The 14,798-nt window shown below is 72.6% G+C and carries 10 protein-coding genes and 1 pseudogene; 6 read left to right on the top strand and 5 right to left on the bottom strand.

All coding sequences use genetic code 11. The annotated features are described in order from the left end of the window. The first annotated feature begins 85 nt into the window (after window positions 1–85). Window positions 86–2,023: an ABC transporter ATP-binding protein gene (locus EDD30_RS09085; protein WP_394328213.1), complete on the top strand. Its 1,938-nt coding sequence runs from the start codon at window positions 86–88 to the stop codon at window positions 2,021–2,023. Between the two features lie 136 nt (window positions 2,024–2,159). On the opposite strand, the gene EDD30_RS09080 is transcribed toward EDD30_RS09085, so the two are convergent. Both EDD30_RS09080 and mug read right to left on the bottom strand, forming a co-directional pair. Beyond that, entirely contained in the window at window positions 2,160–2,891 is a 732-nt protein-coding gene (locus EDD30_RS09080) for a hypothetical protein (RefSeq protein ID WP_084556150.1), read from the bottom strand. Next, window positions 2,888–3,430, bottom strand: coding sequence for a G/U mismatch-specific DNA glycosylase (mug, locus tag EDD30_RS09075; protein WP_071803528.1), 543 nt, complete (start codon window positions 3,428–3,430; stop codon window positions 2,888–2,890). Before mug ends, EDD30_RS09080 begins: the two co-directional genes overlap by 4 nt. A gap of 300 nt (window positions 3,431–3,730) precedes the next feature. On the opposite strand from mug, the gene EDD30_RS09070 reads away from it, so the two are divergent. Together EDD30_RS09070 and EDD30_RS09065 are read left to right on the top strand one after the other, a co-directional pair. After that, a complete protein-coding gene (locus EDD30_RS09070) occupies window positions 3,731–4,741 on the top strand; it encodes a threonine ammonia-lyase (RefSeq protein ID WP_071803527.1) in 1,011 nt (336 codons plus the stop codon). Between the two features lie 100 nt (window positions 4,742–4,841). After that, window positions 4,842–5,477 (top strand): M15 family metallopeptidase, encoded by a 636-nt coding sequence (locus EDD30_RS09065; RefSeq protein WP_071803526.1) that lies wholly within the window; start codon window positions 4,842–4,844, stop codon window positions 5,475–5,477. Between the two features lie 4 nt (window positions 5,478–5,481). Here the strand turns inward: EDD30_RS09065 and EDD30_RS09060 are convergent, their stop codons facing one another. Continuing rightward, the gene (locus EDD30_RS09060) at window positions 5,482–6,237 is read right to left on the bottom strand and encodes an SDR family oxidoreductase (RefSeq protein WP_071803525.1); all 756 of its coding nucleotides are present in this window, start codon (window positions 6,235–6,237) and stop codon (window positions 5,482–5,484) included. A gap of 87 nt (window positions 6,238–6,324) precedes the next feature. Between EDD30_RS09060 and EDD30_RS09055 the strand changes: the two genes are divergently transcribed. Continuing rightward, window positions 6,325–7,605: a hypothetical protein gene (locus EDD30_RS09055; RefSeq protein WP_071803524.1), complete on the top strand. Its 1,281-nt coding sequence runs from the start codon at window positions 6,325–6,327 to the stop codon at window positions 7,603–7,605. Between the two features lie 144 nt (window positions 7,606–7,749). On the opposite strand, the pseudogene pulA reads toward EDD30_RS09055, so the two are convergent. Together pulA and EDD30_RS09045 are read right to left on the bottom strand one after the other, a co-directional pair. Next, window positions 7,750–10,962: pseudogene (gene pulA, locus EDD30_RS09050) on the bottom strand (pullulanase-type alpha-1,6-glucosidase); the annotation flags it as partial. An 89-nt stretch (window positions 10,963–11,051) separates the two neighbouring features. Next, window positions 11,052–11,441: a hypothetical protein gene (locus tag EDD30_RS09045; RefSeq protein WP_071807326.1), complete on the bottom strand. Its 390-nt coding sequence runs from the start codon at window positions 11,439–11,441 to the stop codon at window positions 11,052–11,054. A 188-nt stretch (window positions 11,442–11,629) separates the two neighbouring features. Here EDD30_RS09045 and acnA point away from each other — a divergent pair, with 188 nt between their 5' ends. Both acnA and EDD30_RS09035 read left to right on the top strand, forming a co-directional pair. Continuing rightward, window positions 11,630–14,404: an aconitate hydratase AcnA gene (gene acnA / locus EDD30_RS09040; protein WP_071807325.1), complete on the top strand. Its 2,775-nt coding sequence runs from the start codon at window positions 11,630–11,632 to the stop codon at window positions 14,402–14,404. Between the two features lie 96 nt (window positions 14,405–14,500). Further along, window positions 14,501–14,746 carry a DUF2630 family protein gene (locus EDD30_RS09035; RefSeq protein WP_071807324.1) on the top strand — a complete coding sequence of 82 codons (246 nt, stop codon included), beginning with the start codon at window positions 14,501–14,503 and terminating at the stop codon, window positions 14,744–14,746. The last annotated feature ends 52 nt before the right edge of the window (window positions 14,747–14,798 follow it).

The raw sequence follows: 14,798 nt of genomic DNA, 5'->3' as shown, positions 1-14,798 counted from the left end.
GAACAACGGGGTTACCGCTCAGGTTGTCATACCCAGCGGGCACACTTGTGGCCTGCTGAGCAGAACGACGCCTGGGAGGTGACGCATGGGGCCTATGTCCGGTGGATCGAGCTGGGCCATGCTGCGCTCGATTCAGAATTCCGACCGGGTCACCCAGCACCGGCTCAGCCAGGGCACGACCCGGCGCATCCTGCGGTTCGCCCGGCCCTACCGGCGCGACATCGTCGTCTTCCTCGTCACTGTCGTGTTCGCCGCGGGCATCGGCGTCGCCACTCCGGTGCTCGCGGGTCACGTCATCAACGCGATCACCACCGGCGGCGACGACGCCGCGTCGGCCGTCGTCCGGCTCGCGCTCGCCATCGCCGCGCTGGCGGTCGCGGACGCCTTCCTGTCGCTGGCGCAGCGGTGGTATTCGGCCCGCATCGGCGAGGGCATCATCCTCGACCTGCGCACCCGGGTCTACGACCACGTCCAGCGCATGCCCCTGCAGTTCTTCACCCGGACCCAGACCGGCGCGCTGGTCAGCCGCCTCAACAACGACGTCACCGGCGCCCAGCGCGCGTTCACGTCCACACTGTCCGGCGTGGTCAGCAACGTGATCCAGCTCGTGCTCACCGCGGCCGTGATGTTCACTCTCTCGTGGCAGATCACCGTGCTCTCGCTCGTGTTGCTGCCACTCTTCATCATTCCGGCGCGCCGGGTGGGCAAGCGGCTCGCCGAGATCACCCGCGAGTCCTACAACCTCGACGCCAAGATGAACGCCACGATGACCGAGCGCTTCAACGTCTCCGGGGCGCTGCTGGTCAAGCTGTTCGGCCGGCCGGAGACGGAGGCCGCCCGCTTCGGCGAGCGCGCCCAGCGGGTCCGGGACATCGGCGTGCAGCAAGCCATGTATTCCCGCACCTTCTTCGTGGCGATGCTGCTGGTCGCGTCCCTCGCCCAGGCCCTCACGTACGGCCTGGGCGGCTGGCTCGCGGTCACCGGCAGCGTCACCGCCGGCACCGTCGTGACCCTCGCGCTGCTGCTCACCCGGCTGTACGGTCCGCTCACCGCGCTCAGCAACGTCCGCGTCGACGTGATGAGCGCGCTGGTCTCCTTCGACCGGGTGTTCGAGGTGCTCGACCTCGAGCCGGGCATCGAGGAGAAGCCCGACGCCGTCGCCATCCCGGCCGGAGCGGGCCGGCTGGAATTTCGCGACGTGCACTTCCGCTACCCGAGCGCCGCCGAGGTCTCCCTGGCCACGCTGGAGGACGTGACGGCGCTGGACCGGACGGAGAACGCGCCCGTCCTGCGCGGCGTCGACTTCACCGTCGAGCCGGGGCAGATGGTGGCGCTGGTCGGCCCGTCCGGCGCCGGCAAGTCCACGACCTCGATGCTCGTGTCCCGGGTCTACGACGTGACCGAGGGCGCGGTCCGCGTCGGCGGCATCGACGTGCGCGACGCCACCCTCGACTCGCTGCGCGACACCATCGGCGTGGTCACCCAGGATTCCCACCTCTTCCACGAGACCATCAGGGAGAACCTGCGCTACGCACGCCCCGGCGCCACCGAGGAACAGATGTGGGAGGCGCTCCACGGCGCTCAGGTCGCCGCCCTCGTCCGTGCCCTGCCCGACGGCCTCGACACGGTGGTCGGCGAGCGCGGCTACCGGTTCTCCGGCGGCGAGAAGCAGCGCCTCGCGATCGCCCGCCTCCTGCTCAAGCAGCCGTCCATCGTCATCCTCGACGAGGCGACCGCCCACCTCGACAGCGAATCCGAGGCCGCGGTCCAGCGAGCGCTGTCCGCGGCACTCACGGGCCGCACCGCGCTGGTCATCGCCCACCGGCTCTCCACCGTCCGCGAGGCCGACCTGATCCTGGTCCTCGACGACGGCCGCATCGTCGAACGCGGCAACCACACCGACCTGGTCGCCGCCGGCGGCCTGTACGCGGAGCTGTACCGCACCCAGTTCGCCGACAGCAGCCCCCTCGCCCCGGAGGTGGAACCCGTCATCATCCCGATCCCGACACCGATCGAGCCCTGAGCCGCCCATCTCCGGCCGAGCCTTGATCCGGCCGATCTGCTCCGGGCCACCGCGACCCGGCGCCAGGCCGGCGCGAGGCCGCTGGGGGCCGGTGGGGACGTGGGCCGACGCCGCGGTCCGGTGCGGTCGGTCGGGTTCACGTGGGTGGATCGAGGCCGCCACGGCGTGCGGGGTCTGTGGACGCCGACGCCAGCCGTAGGATTTCGGCCGTCACCGCCTCCGGGTCGCACACCATGTGGAGGTGACCGCCGGTCATGGCATGCACCGGCCAGCCCCTGCCCCGCGCGTCGGCGAGCTCTGCCGCGTAGCCGTCGCCGAAGGCCAGGTACGCCGCCGGGACGTGATCCCAGCCGGCCGGCAGGTCGACCCTCGCGGAGAGGTAGCCGAACGGAACCCGCTGTTGCTCGGCTGCCACCCTGCGCCTCGTCGCCGCGTCGGGGAACAGCCCCGCGACGTCGTCCTCCGGCCACCAGTCGGTCCACGGCGGCAGCCGGCCGTCCGCGTCGACCCGGTCGCGGAGCAGGTCCTGCATCGGCGCCGGGGCCGTCGGAAGGTCACCGGTCGGCGGTGGCAGTACCGCGTCCACGAACACCACGTTGCGGACCCGCGGGTCGGTCACCAGCCCCGGCACGTAGAGCCCGGCGTTGCTGTGCGGCACGAGGACGAGGTCGTCCCGCTCCGGAAGCTGGTCCCGCAGGGTGGCGAGCACCACCGCGGGGTCGGCGACGGCGGGCACCGGCGGCGTGGGCACCACCGCCGTCAGACCGAGGCGACGCATCGCCGCGGCGACGGGCTGCCACGCGGCCGGACCGAGGTAGACGCTCGGGATCAGTACCGGCGTGCAACGCGTCGCGGACCGGGGGGTCACCGGCAGGCGGCCGTTCTGAGCTCGGCGAAGGCCGCGCCGAGGGTCTCGGCCGTGTAGTGGGCGTTCAGGCCGCTCGGGTTGGGCAGGACCCACACGGGGACGCCCGCGATGCGCTCGGCCTGCGGTCCCATCGTCGCCTTCTGCCGGGCGAAGGCGGTCCGGTACGCCGTCACGCCGAGCACCGCCAGGAACCGGGGCCGCCACTGGCTGACCAGCGCGGCCAGGATCTCGCCGCCGGCTACCAGCTCCGCGGTGGACAGTTCGTCGGCTCGGGCGGTCGCTCGGGCCACCACGTTGGTGATGCCCAGCCCGGCCTCCAACAGCGACCACTGCTCGGACGGGTGCAGCAGCCGGGGCGTGAAACCGGAGCGGTGCAGGGCCGGCCAGAAGCGGTTGCCGGGCCGGGCGAAGTGGTGGCCGGTCGCGGCCGAGTAGAGGCTCGGATTGATGCCGGAGAACAGCACTTGCAGGCCGGGACCGACCAGATCCGGGATCGTCCGGCCCGCTGCCGCGGCAACCTCCGCGGGCGTCGGCCGCACCGGCGGCGACGAAAGCGGCGGCGCGGGCGGTGACCAATGCGGGGACGCGGGTGGGGATGAACGCGGCGGCGCGGGCGGTGATGAACGCGGCGGCGCGGGCGGTGATGAACGCGGCGGCGCGGGCGGAGGCGAATGCGGCGGCGCGGGCGAGGACTGGGGCGCGGGCCGGGGCGTCATGCGGCGAGCCTATCCACCGAAAGTCGCAGACCCGCCGCTCGCATGATCTACCCGCGGACCGAGGTCGCGCTGAAAGTTCGCTGTGAGACTCGGGCCCGTTGGTCGATGGGCAGGGGGACGGGCATGGGGAGTGCGGTCACGCAGCGGCGGCTCGCGCGGGCCGACGTCGAGGAGGCGGCGCGGTTCCTCGAAGGGCGGGTGGTGCGGACGCCCGTCGTGCGCTCGGCGGCGCTCGACGCCCGGGCCGGGGCACGGCTGCTCTTCAAGGCCGAGAACCTGCAGGACGGGGGCTCGTACAAGATGCGGGGTGCGACCGTCGCCGTGGGCCGGCTGGCCGAGGCCGGGGGTGCCACCGGCGTCGTCTGCCAGAGCACCGGCAACCACGCGCTGGCCGTCGCGCTCGCCGCCCTTCGGCACGGGCTCGCCGCCGTCGTGGTCCTGCCGCCGGATGCTCCCCCGACCAAGGTGCGGCAGGCCGAGGCGGCCGGTGCGCGCGTCGTCGTGGGTGGCGCGAGCGCCGAGGAGCGGTTGCGGCTGGTCGGCAGCATCCACGCCGAGACCGGGTACGCCGTGATCGACGCGTACGACCATCCGGACGTGGTCGCCGGGCAGGGTACGGCCGCCCTCGAGCTGATCGAGGAAGCGGAGCGGGCCGGCACCCCGCTGGACGCCCTCGTCGTGCCGGTCGGGGGCGGGGGAGGCGCCGCCGGGGCGAGCCTGGCCGCGGCCGGCCGCGCCATCGACCTGTACGGCGTCGAGCCGATCGGCTGCGACTCCCTGGCCCGCAGCCTCGCCGCCGGTCGCCGGGTGCCGGTCGTCCCGGCGCCGACCCTCGCCGACGGTCTGCGGCCCACGTGCGTCGGTGCCCTGCCCTTCGACATCCTGCACGAGGCCGGCATCGGCGCGGTGCGGGTGGGCGACGACGCCATCTCCGAGGCGTTCCGCCTGGTCCTTTCCGAGCTGCGCCTCCTGGCCGAACCTTCCGGCGCGGCCGCGCTCGCCGGCGCGCTGCGGGTGGCCGAGCCCGGCATCCACCGTACGATCGGCGTCCTGCTCACCGGCGGCAACGTCGAAGGCGCCCTCGTCGCCGATCTGCTGGCGAGCGGCGGAAACATGACCCGGGAGGCAGCATGACCGTGTGGTGCGACGAGCGGACGTGGCACTCGACCGGCGATCCGGAGAAGCAGGTTGCGGGGGCTGCGACGGGACGGTGGTACGTGAACGAGCTCGAACGATGATCCTCCTCTCCGATCCCCGCGTCGCCGCGGTGCCCAGCGTGGACGGCGGCGAGCCGATGATCGACCTGCGCGAGGTGCCGGAACTGAGGCTCGACGGCCGCGTCGCCGACGCCGAGGGCTCCTACGCCCGGATGCGCGCCGAGGTCGCGTCGCGGCTGGTGGACGCGCAGCGCAAGCTTCCGGACGGACTGCGCCTGCTGGTCGTCGAGGGATATCGGCCGTACGCGGCGCAGCACGCCATCTGGACCCGCTACCGCGACGAGTTGCGCCGGCGCCACCCGTCCTGGCCGGCCGGGCGGCTGCTGGTGGAGACGAGCAAGTTCGTCTCCCCGGTCGAGGTGGCCCCGCACAGCACCGGCGGCGCCGTCGACCTCACCCTGTGCACGGCGGACGGCATCGAGCTCGACATGGGTACGCCGATCGACGCGACTCCCGTCGAGTCCGGAAACGCCTGCTTCACCGATGCCCGCAACATCGCGGCCGCGGCGGGCGAGAACCGCCGGCTGCTGATCGACGCGCTCTCCGCGGTGGGCATGGTGAACTATCCGACCGAGTGGTGGCACTGGTCGTACGGCGACCGCTACTGGGCCCTCACCACCGGCGCGTCGCACGCGCCGTACGGACCGGTCTGACCGATCAAAGCGTGCGCAGCGCGCCGCCGTCGACGGGCACCGAGATGCCGGTCAGGTAGCCGGCCGCGGGGGAGAGCAGGAACGCCGCCACCCGGCCGAATTCCTCCGGTTCCCCGAGCCGGCCGAGGGGTACCGACGCCGCCGCCTCGGCCGCCGCGCGTTCAGGGTCGCCGGTGGCCTCGAACAACTCCCGATTGCGGTCGGTCATCACCCGGCCGGGGAGCAGGCTGAGCACCCGGACGCCGCGGGGGCCGTACTCGTCGGCCATGTCCTTGGCGACGCCGGCCAGGCCGGGCCGCAGGCCGTTGGACAGGCCCAGGCCCGGGATCGGCGTGCGCGACGACGTGGACAGGACGAAGCCGATCGCGCCCCCGGCCGGCAGCGCCGCCGCGAAGGTCCGGGCGGCGCGCACCGCGCCGAGAAACACGGTCTCGAAGGCGGCACGCCACTCGTCGTCGGTGCGGGAGGCGGCCGTGCCCTGGCCCGGCCCGCCGACCGAGATGAGCGCGCCGTCGCAGCGGCCGAACCGTTCGGTCGCGGTGCGCAGCAGCAGGTCCGGCGTGCCCGGAGCGGTGAGATCGGCGGGAACTCCGGCGGCGGCATCGCCCAGGGCGGCGATGGCCGCCTCGACTCCGGCGGGTGACCGGGAGGAGATCACGACCCGCGCGCCGTCGGCCACGAGGGCCCGCGCGGTGGCGAAGCCGAGGCCCCGCGAGGCTCCGGTGAGGATGTAGACGCGGTCGGCGAGGCCCAGATCCATGCCCCGATCCTGCCATCACCGCCGGCGAGGCTCACCGCGACGGCACGAGTGCGACGGCACGCGGGTCACGACGGGTAGGGTGCCCCGATGCTCGACGTCCACGGGGTGAACCAGGCGGCATTGACCGGGAGGGATCCGGAGGCCCGCCTCGCCGCTGTGGGAGCGCTGACCGTGCGCTGCCAGGAGTCCCGGTCGGCGCCCGCACTGCTCGTACCGTTGCTGGAGCCTTTGGTGCGCGATCCGCGGGCGTGCGACGAGGCGGTGCTGGCGCTGCGCCGATGTGGCCGGGCCGCGGCCCGGTATGCCGGCTTCCTCGGCGAGGTGGCGGCCGCGTCGCCGGAGCTTGCCACCCGGCGCCGGGCGGTCGAGACGCTGATGCTCCTCGGCGATCCGCGCTGGGTCGACCCGGTGGTCCGAGAGGGAGAGGCCCTGCTGCCGCATTCCCTGATGCCGTTGCCGTGGCCGAGCGAGGTCCGCGACGCGGTCCGCCGGCGCCTCGCCGCCCTCACCGGGTCCGAAGGGGTTCTGTGCGAGATCGTCGCCCGGTGGGGGACCGAAGCCGCGGACGTGGTGCCGGAACTGCTCGGTGCGCTGCCGCATGCACCACAGGCGGCGACCCGGGCGCTGCTGGCGGTGGGCCACCTAGGTGCACCGATGGTTCCCGGGCTGCGGGCGGCCGCGTCCCGGCCCGGAGGACTGCTCGCCGCCACCGCGCTGTTCCGGCTCACCGGTGACCCCGCGCCCGCCCTGCGGGCCCTGCTGACCGCGCGCCCGCCCGTGCCGCCCGGCGTGGTCGCGCTGCTCGGCCCGCTGGCGATGCCGCTGGTGCCGGAGTTCGAGCTGCTGCTGACCGGGGAGGCCGCCGACAGCCCACCGCAATGCGCCGCGCAGCTCCTCGCGGCGCAGGTGGTGATCGCCGCGACGGGAGACACGACCGCGGCGCTCCCGACCCTGCACGCCGTCCTCACTGCCGGCGGGCACCGCGCGGTGCTGGCCGCCGCCGTGGTGGCCGACCTGGCCGGCTCGGGAATGAGCGGGGTCGGCGGGTGGCGCGGCGAGATGGCTGTCTGGAAGCCCGAGCTGCGGGAGCTGCTGGACGACCCGTGGGCCGGTGTGGCGGCGGCCGGTGCCCTGTGGCGGCTCGGCGCGCCGGCCGGTGAGCTGGTGCCGGTCGTGGTGCGGGCGATCGAGGAGGGCCGGCGCCCGGCCGCGGCGGTCTCCCTGCTGCACGAGCTGGGCGCGGCGGCGGAGGCAGCTCGGCTCGCCGCGCGCGACGAGCGCTTGCCCGTCGGCGGCGCCGACGACGACATCGTCATCAACGACGAGCTCCTGCGCGACCGACTCCTCGCGACGGCCGCATCCCGTTGAGCGCGACTCGAACCTTCAGCCGCAGTCCACTGCCGCCGAGAGGCGACGTTCGGTCAGCAGTCAGGCCTGATCACTGCCGACATGCCGACGATGGCCGGCGAACAGCGGTGAGTGCGACAGGCCGCTGCTGGCGGGTCACCTCCCTCAAGCCAGGTCGGCGACGAATACGGCCACCGACCGGGGCGGCACGGTGAGCAGGCCGCCGTCGGCGCCGGCGGAGCGCAGCAGCGGGTCCGCCGACGCCACGAGTTCCGGGTGCAGGCAGAGGCGGACGTCCGCCAGCTCCGGCACCGTCTCCTCGGCCGGGGCTCCGGTGGCGTTGAAGACCGTGACGACCGTGCCCCAGCGCGGGTCGAGGCCGGTGCCGTCGAGGCACATCACGATCACACCGGGGGTCTCGTCGGGGCCGCCGCGCGGGAAGGTCAGGCGCCGCTGCACCTCGTCGGCCGTGGGTAGGCCGAACACCGGTGTGGAGCGGCGGATCCGGAGCAGTTCGGCGTAGCGTGCCGCGGTGCGGTCCATGTGCTCCGCCGACGGGACCAGGGACGGCTTCGCGAGCAGCGGGCGGGCCCACGGCCACTTGTCCTCGTTGTCCTCCGCCGGGGGAAGGCCGCGGCCGAAGCCGTTGCCGTCCGCGCCGTTCCACAGAATCTGGTTGAACCAGTCGCCGGAGTTGTACGAGTTGCGGTCGAGCGACTTGGAGCGCAACCGTTCGGTGCCGAGCGTCACGAAACCGACGCCCTGGCCGAGGACCACCAGGGCGAGCGCGAGCACCTGCATCCGCGCCCGGTCGGCCATCGGCAGGCCGGCCGGCAGCTTGAACGCCATCGCGTCGTAGAGGATCTCGTTGTCGTGGGCGTCGACATAGGTCACGCACTCGCCCGGGGCGGCGGTGTAGCCGCTGGGCGAGCCGTTGTAGTCGATCTGCGCGCCGCTCAGCTCGACGCCGCTGTGGGTGGTGAACCGGTACGTGGCCAGGCCACCCGAGAGGCCCACCTTGATCCGGTCGTGCAGGGCGAGCGGGGTGTCCGCGCCGAGCCCGGTCGCGAAGCCGCGCACCGAAGGGTCGTCGCCGTGCGAACCGCCGCCGCGGACCGCGTCGCGCAGGCGGTCGTTGAAGGTGCCGATGCCGGTGCCGGCCATGTTGACCTGGGTCGCCTGGGCGAAGCGGGAGTCGTACGCGACCTCGCCGAAGTTCCAGCCCTCGCCGTACAGATAGATGTCACGACCGCCGTCGAGGCGGTCGAGGGCGGCCCGGGTCTCGAGGATGTTCGCCCGCGGGTGGTGCCCCATGAGGTCGAAGCGGAAGCCGTCGATCCGGTAGTGCCGCGCCCAGGTGAGGATCGAGTCGATCACCAGCCGGCCCATCATCCGGTGCTCGGGCGCGGTGTTGGAGCAGCAGGTGGACTCGGCGACGGTCCCGTCGTCCAGCAGCCGGTGGTAATAGCCGGGCACGATGCGGTCGAGGACGCTGAACGGCGCGAGGCCGTCGGCCATCGTGTGGTTGTAGACGACGTCCATGATCACGCGCAGCCCGGTGGCGTGCAGGGCCGCGACCATGCGGCGGAACTCGACGATGCGGGCGGTGCCGCAGGGATCGGTGGCGTAGCTGCCCTCGGGCGCCGTGTAGTGCAGCGGGTCGTAGCCCCAGTTGAAGCCGTCGTGATCGGCGACGGCCATGACCGCGTGCTGCTGCTCGGGCGAGTCCGGCGGGAACGACGCCAGGTCGCAGGTGGGCACGGCCTGGCTCGAGCGCCGGTCGGGCACGGTGGCGAAGTCGAACGCGGGCAGGAGGTGCACGTGGGTCAGCCCGGCGTCGGCGAGCATGCGCAGGTGCCGCATGCCGGCCGTCTGCTCGTCGGTGAAGGCCAGGTAGGTGCCGCGGTGCGCCGCCGGCACGGTGGCGTCGGCGATCGAGAAGTCGCGGATGTGCACCTCGGAGATCTGCATCCGGGCCGGCGCCACGGCGGGCGGCCTGGCCTGGGTCTCCCAGCCGGGCGGGCACAGCGCCGGGTCGTCGAGGTCGACGATCTGGCTGTGGGTGGAGTCGGCCGACAGCGACAGCGCGTACGGGTCGGTCACGCTGGTGGTCACCACCCGCTGAGCGGCCGGGTGCCACACCTCGACGCGGTAGCGGTAGTAGCGCCCGAACCACTTGCGCTTGCCGGCGATGCTCCAGACCCCGGTCGCCGGGTCGCGCTCCATGGGCAGGATCTTCGGCTCGTCGTCCGGCGTGCGGGACAGCTCGAGCGAGACCGCGCGGGCGGTGGGCGCCCAGACGGCGATGGTGGGCCGGTCGCCGTCGACGGTCATTCCCAGCGCGGCATCGGCGGCGTCCGCGTAGAGGTCGTCGAGCACGCCGGGCAGTTGCACGGCGGTGGTGGTGGCCACGTGCCCCGCGTGGTCGCGGCCGATCACGAGCAACTGCCCGCGCAGGAGGTGGCCGAGGGCCGCGTCACCCAGCTCCGGCACCGCGAACGCCCGGTAGGCCCGCAGGTGCGGGAACTTCCGGCTCTGCGCCTGGAAGAGCCCGCCGGGTCGCGGCGTCAGCGGCAGCATGATCCGCTCGCCGGACAGCTCGTCGCCCTCCCTGCGCAGGTCGCCGCCGGCCGCGGCGACCAGCGCGAACCCCTCGGCAAGCTCGGCGATCCGGGCGGGCAGGGCGATGGTGGTGCGGTCCACGAAGACCGCCAGCGCGCGTGCCGGGTCAAGCTCGGGACCCAGGGACCGCAGATCTGGACGTACGGGCGCAGGCTCCCCCGCAAGCAGCCACACCTCGCGCCCCACGGAGAAGTCCAGGCGCTGGTCGTCGGGCAGGTCCTTGTGGTCGTCGCGGTGGATGACGAAGCGCAGGCCCGCCGCGTCGGGCCGGACCGGCACCCGGAACACGGCGCCGAAGGCATCGAAGCGCGCGGGAGCCAGGGGGCGGTGCCAGACCGGCTTGTGGGGCGTGCCCTCCCAGGCGTGGACGCCCCAGCCGCGGTAGTCGCCGTCCGTGCGGCGGTAGTGGATGACTGCGACGTCGTCCTCCGCGAAGGGCAGGATGACGCCGGCTTCCGCGGCGCTCGCGTACACCCGGGGATCGCCGGACCGCAGCCAGATCTCGGGGGTGACCGCGGGGTCGACGTGGCGGTCCTCGGCGACGTCCTTCGCGCCCGCACGGTCGGCGACCAGGAAGCCGACGTCGCGGGCCCCCTCGGCGAGCCGGACCCAGGCGAAGCGCCCGTAGGCGTCCTCGCCGGCGAACGCTCTGCCGCCGGGAAAGTCGGTGACCGCGGCCGGATCGATGTCGCCCCACGCATACAGGACCCGGTCGTCGTAGCCCGCGTCGTCACGCCGGTAGTGCACGACCAGCCATTGCGGCCGGTGCGGCGCGGTGAGGGCGTCGGCCTGGGCGATCTCGATCGTGGTCACCTGGCCATGATGGCACCGGCGTCCGACGGTTTTCAGCGCGTGGCGATCACCGTAGTGATCCGCGGCCCGTCGACGTCGGCACGGATCAGGTAGCGGTAGCGCTCGCCGGGCACCGCGTTGCCGAGGCTGTCGAGGTACTCCCACTCGACCGCGACCAGCGCCAGCGCGTCACTGAGCCACTGCACATCGTGCAGTTGTGCGTGCGCGGCCACGATCTGCTGCTCCTGGTACGCCGGAGCCGCTCCGAGAAACGACAGCGCGACCGCCGCCGGAGAGGCGAAGGTGAAGCTATACGAGTCGGACACGACCAGGCCGGGCAGCGCGTAGCACCCCGCCACCGCCGCCACGTCGCCCCTGGTCAGGGCGGAGCCGTAGCGGCCGAAGAAGTCGGTGAGAGCGTCGAGCTCGGTAGAGGACTGCACGGAACGCCGTGTTCCCGATGATCACCGGCGGTAAACCTTCGGACCGGGTTGCACGCAATAACAAGACGGACGTACGGTTTACCGGAGACGTGAACCCTGAGTTAGGTAGCCCTAACTGGCGGGCGGCCGTGACCGGTGCGACAGACTGCTGAGGACTACTCACAGTCGCTGGGTGTGAAGGAGATGACGTGGCCAGCCTCGACACCTTTGGTGCGAAGAGCGAGCTGCGCGTCGATGACGCGAGCTACGAGATTTTCACGATCGACAAGGTGGAAGGGCACGACCGTCTGCCCTACTCCCTGAAGATCCTGCTGGAGAACCTGCTCCGCACGGAGGACGGCGCGAACATCACCGCCGACCACATCCGGGCCCTGGGCGGCTGGGATCCCACCGCCGACCCCAGCGTGGAGATTCAGTTCACCCCCGCGCGGGTGCTGATGCAGGACTTCACCGGCGTGCCCTGCGTCGTCGACCTCGCCACCATGCGCGAGGCCGTCAACGACCTGGGCGGCGACCCGAGCAAGGTGAACCCCCTCGCGCCGGCCGAGCTGGTCATCGACCACTCCGTCATCGCCGACCTGTTCGGCCGCGAGGACGCCTTCGCCCGCAACGTCGAGCTGGAGTACCAGCGCAACCGCGAGCGCTACCAGTTCCTGCGCTGGGGCCAGACCGCGTTCAACGAGTTCAAGGTCGTGCCGCCCGGCACCGGCATCGTGCACCAGGTCAACATCGAGTACCTGGCCCGCACGATCATGGAGCGCAACGGGCAGGCGTACCCGGACACCGTTGTCGGCACCGACTCGCACACCACCATGGTCAACGGCCTGGGCGTGCTGGGCTGGGGCGTGGGCGGCATCGAGGCCGAGGCGGCCATGCTCGGCCAGCCGGTCAGCATGCTCATCCCGCGCGTGGTCGGCTTCAAGCTCTCCGGCGAGGCGCCGGCCGGCACCACCGCCACCGACCTGGTGCTCACCATCACCGAGATGCTGCGCCAGCACGGTGTGGTCAGCAAGTTCGTCGAGTTCTACGGCCCCGGCGTCAGCGCCGTGCCGCTGGCCAACCGGGCCACCATCGGCAACATGTCGCCCGAGTACGGCTCGACCGTCGCGATCTTCCCGATCGACGAGCAGACCATCGAGTACCTCAAGCTCACCGGTCGCACCGAGGCGCAGGTCAAGCTCGTCGAGGCGTACGCGAAGCGCCAGGGCCTCTGGCTGGACCCGAACGCCGAGCCGGACTACTCCGAGAAGCTCGAGCTGGACCTCTCGACGATCGTCCCGTCGCTGGCCGGCCCGAAGCGTCCGCAGGACCGCGTCCCGCTGAACACCGCGAAGCCGATGTTCCGCGACGCCCTCAAGAACTACGTGCAGCCCGAGGGCCACGCCGACGAGGCCAGCGCCGAGTCCTTCCCGGCCAGCGACTCGCCGGCCAACGGCGTCGACGACCCGGCCGACAGGCCGCACGTCTTCAGCGCGGCGGCCGGCGCGAACGGCCGCCCCTCGAAGCCGACCCGGGTCAAGGGCGAGGACGGCGTCGAGTACGAGCTGGACCACGGCGCGGTCGTCATCGCCGCCATCACGTCCTGCACCAACACCTCGAACCCGCAGGTCATGATCGGTGCGGCGCTGCTCGCCAAGAAGGCCGTCGAGCGCGGCCTGACCCGCAAGCCGTGGGTCAAGACCACCCTCGCCCCCGGCTCCAAGGTCGTCTCGGACTACTACGACCGGGCCGGTCTCACGCCGTACCTGGACAAGATCGGGTTCAACCTGGTCGGCTACGGCTGCACCACCTGCATCGGCAACTCCGGTCCGCTGCCCGAGGAGATCTCCGCGGCGATCAACGAGGCCGACCTGACCGCGGTCAGCGTCCTCTCCGGCAACCGGAACTTCGAGGGCCGGATCAACCCGGACGTCAAGATGAACTACCTGGCGTCCCCGCCGCTGGTCGTCGCGTACGCCCTGGCCGGCTCGATGGACATCGACATCACCACCGAGCCGCTCGGCATCGGCGCGGACGGCAAGCCGGTCTTCCTCTCCGAGATCTGGCCGAGCGCCAAGGAGATCGACGACGTCATCGCCCACGCGATCGGCGCCGAGGGCTTCAGCACCGCGTACCAGGACGTCTTCGCCGGCGACGAGCAGTGGCAGTCGCTGCCCACCCCGACCGGCAAGACGTTCGAATGGTCCGAGGACTCCACCTACGTCCGCAAGCCCCCGTACTTCGAGGGCATGGCCGCCGACCCGAGCCCGGTGAACGACATCTCCGGCGCGCGGGTGCTGGCCAAGCTCGGCGACTCGGTCACCACCGACCACATCTCGCCGGCCAGCTCCATCAAGCCGGACTCGCCCGCGGGCAAGTACCTCGCCGAGCACGGGGTGCCCCGGCACGAGTTCAACTCGTACGGCTCACGCCGCGGCAACCACGAGGTCATGATCCGCGGCACGTTCGCCAACATCCGGCTGCGCAACCAGTTGGTGCCGGGCGTCGAGGGCGGCTTCACGGTCAACCACCTGACCGGCGACCAGACCACCATCTACGACGCGTCGGTGGCCTACAAGGAGGCCGGCGTCCCGCTGGTCATCCTGGCCGGCAAGGAGTACGGCTCGGGCTCGTCGCGCGACTGGGCGGCCAAGGGCACCATGCTGCTGGGCGTCCGCGCCGTCATCGCCGAGAGCTACGAGCGCATCCACCGCTCCAACCTGATCGGCATGGGCGTGCTGCCCCTGCAGTTCCCGCAGGGCCAGAACGCCGAGTCGCTCGGCCTCACCGGCACCGAGACCTTCTCCTTCGCCGGCGTCACCGAGCTCAACGAGGGCCGCACGCCGCGCACGGTCAAGGTCACCACGGACACCGGCGTGGAGTTCGACGCCGTCGTGCGCATCGACACCCCCGGCGAGGCGGACTACTACCGCCACGGCGGCATCCTGCAGTACGTCCTGCGCAAGATGCTCACCAGCAACTGACCGTACGCACGCGAAACGCCCCGTCGTCCCGGGTGGACGGCGGGGCGTTTCGCGTCGGCGTACCCGTGCCTGCGTCGCAGGCCGTAGGCTCACGCCATGGATGACAAGACGGTGCTGAACCGCATCCACGGCCTGGTGGACGAGGAGCACAAGCTGCGCGAGCAGCTCCGCCGCGGCGAGATCACCGGCGAGGAGGAGCGCACCCGGCTCCAGGAGCTCGAGGAGGCCCTCGACCAGTGCTGGGACCTGCTGCGCCGGCGGCGGGCCGCCCGGGAGGCCGGCCACGACCCGGACGCCGAGCGGGCCCACAGCACCGGCGAGGTGGAGAACTACCTCCAGTGACGCGGCGCCGGCTCCGGCCGCCGGGTGGCCGGCGGCCGCGGACCGAATCGCG

Origin of the sequence: Couchioplanes caeruleus, from assembly GCF_003751945.1 — a bacterium.
GTDB classification, from domain to species: Bacteria; Actinomycetota; Actinomycetes; order Mycobacteriales; family Micromonosporaceae; genus Actinoplanes; species Actinoplanes caeruleus.
This window is presented reverse-complemented; position numbering and strand designations above follow the sequence as displayed.

What these genes read in the sequence shown, in the direction of transcription:
- EDD30_RS09065 (WP_071803526.1), top strand. Translation starts at nt 4,842, where the DNA reads ATGATCCTCCTCTCCGATCCCCGCGTCGCCGCGGTGCCCAGCGTGGAC.
- EDD30_RS09055 (WP_071803524.1), top strand. Translation starts at nt 6,325, where the DNA reads ATGCTCGACGTCCACGGGGTGAACCAGGCGGCATTGACCGGGAGGGAT.
- EDD30_RS09085 (WP_394328213.1), top strand. Translation starts at nt 86, where the DNA reads ATGGGGCCTATGTCCGGTGGATCGAGCTGGGCCATGCTGCGCTCGATT.
- EDD30_RS09070 (WP_071803527.1), top strand. Translation starts at nt 3,731, where the DNA reads ATGGGGAGTGCGGTCACGCAGCGGCGGCTCGCGCGGGCCGACGTCGAG.
- EDD30_RS09035 (WP_071807324.1), top strand. Translation starts at nt 14,501, where the DNA reads ATGGATGACAAGACGGTGCTGAACCGCATCCACGGCCTGGTGGACGAG.
- EDD30_RS09060 (WP_071803525.1), bottom strand. Translation starts at nt 6,237, where the DNA reads ATGGATCTGGGCCTCGCCGACCGCGTCTACATCCTCACCGGAGCCTCG.